The sequence below is a fragment of the Deinococcus pimensis DSM 21231 genome (genome assembly GCF_000519345.1).
Taxonomy (GTDB): Bacteria; Deinococcota; Deinococci; order Deinococcales; family Deinococcaceae; genus Deinococcus_A; species Deinococcus_A pimensis.
The window spans coordinates 1772-4644 of record NZ_KI912660.1; the positions used below are offsets into that span (position 1 = coordinate 1772).

The 2873-nt window shown below is 71.5% G+C and carries 1 protein-coding gene and 1 pseudogene; one reads left to right on the top strand and one right to left on the bottom strand.

Annotated elements, in window-relative coordinates; translation table 11 throughout:
• A pseudogene (locus DEIPI_RS40155) lies at window positions 1–650 on the bottom strand (hypothetical protein); the annotation flags it as partial.
• A 219-nt stretch (window positions 651–869) separates the two neighbouring features.
• On the opposite strand from DEIPI_RS40155, the gene DEIPI_RS0116900 reads away from it, so the two are divergent.
• A complete protein-coding gene (locus DEIPI_RS0116900; RefSeq protein WP_027482539.1) occupies window positions 870–2693 on the top strand; it encodes a S8 family serine peptidase in 1824 nt (607 codons plus the stop codon).
• The last annotated feature ends 180 nt before the right edge of the window (window positions 2694–2873 follow it).

Here is a 2873-nt window from a genome sequence, read left to right on the forward strand (position 1 = left end):
TCCTGTGGCGGCGCGCCCCGCCCGTCGAAGAGCACGGCGCGCAGCAGCGCGGGCATGCGGTCGCCGCCCGCGTCGGGGTACAGCACGCCGTGCTCGCGCAGCGCGCTCAGCGCGTCCCGCGTGAGGCCCAGCACGTCCAGCAGGCCCTCCACGAGCAGGGGAGCGCCCGCCGCGCGCGCCAAGACGTCCGCGTCCAGCCCGGGGGGCACGAGCCGCGCGAGGTGCGCCCGCACGAGCGGGTGCGCCGCGAGGTCCACGCGCTCCCCGGGCCGCGCGGCGGGCGAGACGAGCCGCGCGAGCCTCAGGCCCTCCGGCCAGCCGCGCGCGGCGTCCCACGCCGCCGCGCGGAACTCCGCGTCCACGTCCGCGAGCGCCTCGTCCCAGTCGGCGCGTTCCAGCGTGAGGTCGCGCTCGTCGAGGAACAGCACGTCCTCCGGACGCCAGTCCGGGGGGAGGCGCAGCAGGTCCGAGCGGCGCGCGGGCAGCAGCAGCGCCGCGCCCGCGCCGAGCGCGGTGGGGTCCGTGACGATCTCGCGGCCCTCGCCGCGCGCCCAGACCTCCAGCTCGGCCTGCCCGAAGCCCACGCCGACGGGCGCGACGACCCAGCGTGGAGCCGCGACGAGGCGCGCCCGGAGACGGTTCGGAAGCATCCCCTCCATCCTAGAGCGCACTCCACCGGAGCGAAAGGCTCCACGTCGATCCCGGTTCGTTCCCCACCCCGGACGTCGTCACCAACGACTTTTTCACACATGAGTCGTCGCTCAAGCCCACGTGAGCCCGGACGCGAGCCCATTTGTGTTTTTTTTGAGGGCTCTTTGATCGAATGACTCCAACCAACCACGGTGCATATCCAACTCGGGGGACATTTGATGAACAAGCGCGTCTCGATCGCCATGAGCCTCTCCCTCCTCCTCGCCGCCTGCGGACAGCAGACCACCGGCACCACCCAGGGCGCCGCGCCCGCCGCCTCCGGCGCTCGCGTGAGCACCCTCGCGACCACCAGCGCCACCCCCACCGAGTGCCAGGCGCTCTACCAGACGGCGCCCACCACGGTCCAGACGGACTCCAGCATGCGCTACGGCGAGGTGGGCACCCTGATCCTGTCCTTCGCGAGCGACGCCACCAAGGGCCAGGCGATCGACTGGATGGACTCCAACCTCCCCGTGGACCTCGGCAAGGGCCTCGGCGCCTTCCAGACCCTCCCGATGGTCGCGCTGCGCACCCTCGTGACGCCCGAACTCGTCGCGAAGCTCACCTCGAACCTGCCGGGCCTCGTCTCCGTCTACCAGGACGCGCCCCTCAAGTACCTCCTCAACGAGAGCGTCAAGTTCATCGGCGCGGACGTCGCCCGCAACACCTACGGCGTGGACGGCAAGGGCGTCGGCGTGGCCGTCATCGACTCCGGCATCGACGCGACCCACCCCGACCTGCAGCTCGGCCGCAACGTCGGCAAGAACGTCAAGCTCGTCGGCAGCCTCGTCGACAACGTCGGCGGCTACCTCTACGTGGACGTCCCCAACGGCGACACCAGCAGCGGTCACGGCACGCACGTCGCGAGCACCATCGCCGGGCTCGGCGAGGCCTCCGGCGGCAAGTACACCGGCGTCGCCCCCGGCACCACCCTCGTCGGCGTCGGCTCGGGCGAGGCGCTCAGCATCCTCTACGCCCTGCAGGCCTTCGACTTCGTGCTCAAGCCCGAGATCAAGGAGACGTACAACGTCCGCGTCATCAGCAACTCCTGGGGCTCCAGCGGCGAGTTCGCGCCCTACAACCCCATCAGCCTCGCTGCCAAGCGCGCCTACGATCAGGGCATCGTCGTGACCTTCGCGGCAGGCAACGAGGGCCCCGGCGCGGACACCCTCAACCCCTACAGCGCCAGCCCCTGCGTCATCAGCGTCGCCGCGGGCGACAAGAAGGGCTACCTCGCGGACTTCAGCAGCCGCGGCCGCTCCGGCGACACGCTCGTGCATCCCGACGTGACCGCGCCCGGCGTGGACATCAGCGCCGCCCGCGCCACCCTGGGCCTCGCCGCGACCACCGTCCCGAACACCGACAACCCGCTGTACTCCACCATCAGCGGCACCAGCATGGCCACCCCGCACATCTCCGGCGTCGTCGCGCTGATGCTGCAGGCCGCCCCGAACCTCAAGCTCGACGACATCCTCGCGATCTTCAAGACCACCTCGCGGCCCATGTACTACACCCAGACCTCCACGAACGGCCTCGACCCCAACCAGGTCGTCACGAAGAAGCGTGAACTCTGGGAGGTCGGCTACGGCTACGTCGACGCGAACGCCGCCGTCCGCGAGGCCGTGAAGCTCAACACCAGCCGCTACACCCTCAGCACGACCGCGCTGCCCTCCTGGACCGGCAACGTCGCCCTCGCGCTGTGCGCCCCCACCGCCGGATGCGTGCAGAACGCGCAGGACACCCACAACATCAGCGTGCCCAGCGGCGCCTCCGCCCTGCGGGTCAAGACCGACTGGGGCAACCCCGCCCTCGACCTCGACCTCGACGTGTACGACCCCGCCGGACGCCTCGTCGGCTCCAGCGCGACCGGCACCAGCGCCGCCGAGAGCGTCAGCATCCCCAACCCCGTGGCGGGCACCTGGAAGGTCGTCCTCAAGGGCTACCTCAACACCCCCACGTCCTACACCGGCACCGCCGAGGTGGACAGGCTCGTCCGCCGCTGAACCTCACCCTCCCCACGTCCTCCCGATGCGCGAAGACCACCCCCGAGCGGGGTGGTCTTCGCGTCACGTGGGCGCGGGCAGGCGCAACGTCGCCGTGAACCCCTCGCCGGGCGCGCCGCTCAGGTCGAGCCGTCCCCCGTGCAGGACCGCCACGTGCCGCACGATGGCGAGCCCGAGGCC

Bases quoted from the DNA above. Each gene is read 5' to 3' on its own strand.
- DEIPI_RS0116900 (WP_027482539.1), top strand. From the start codon at position 870: ATGAACAAGCGCGTCTCGATCGCCATGAGCCTCTCCCTCCTCCTCGCC.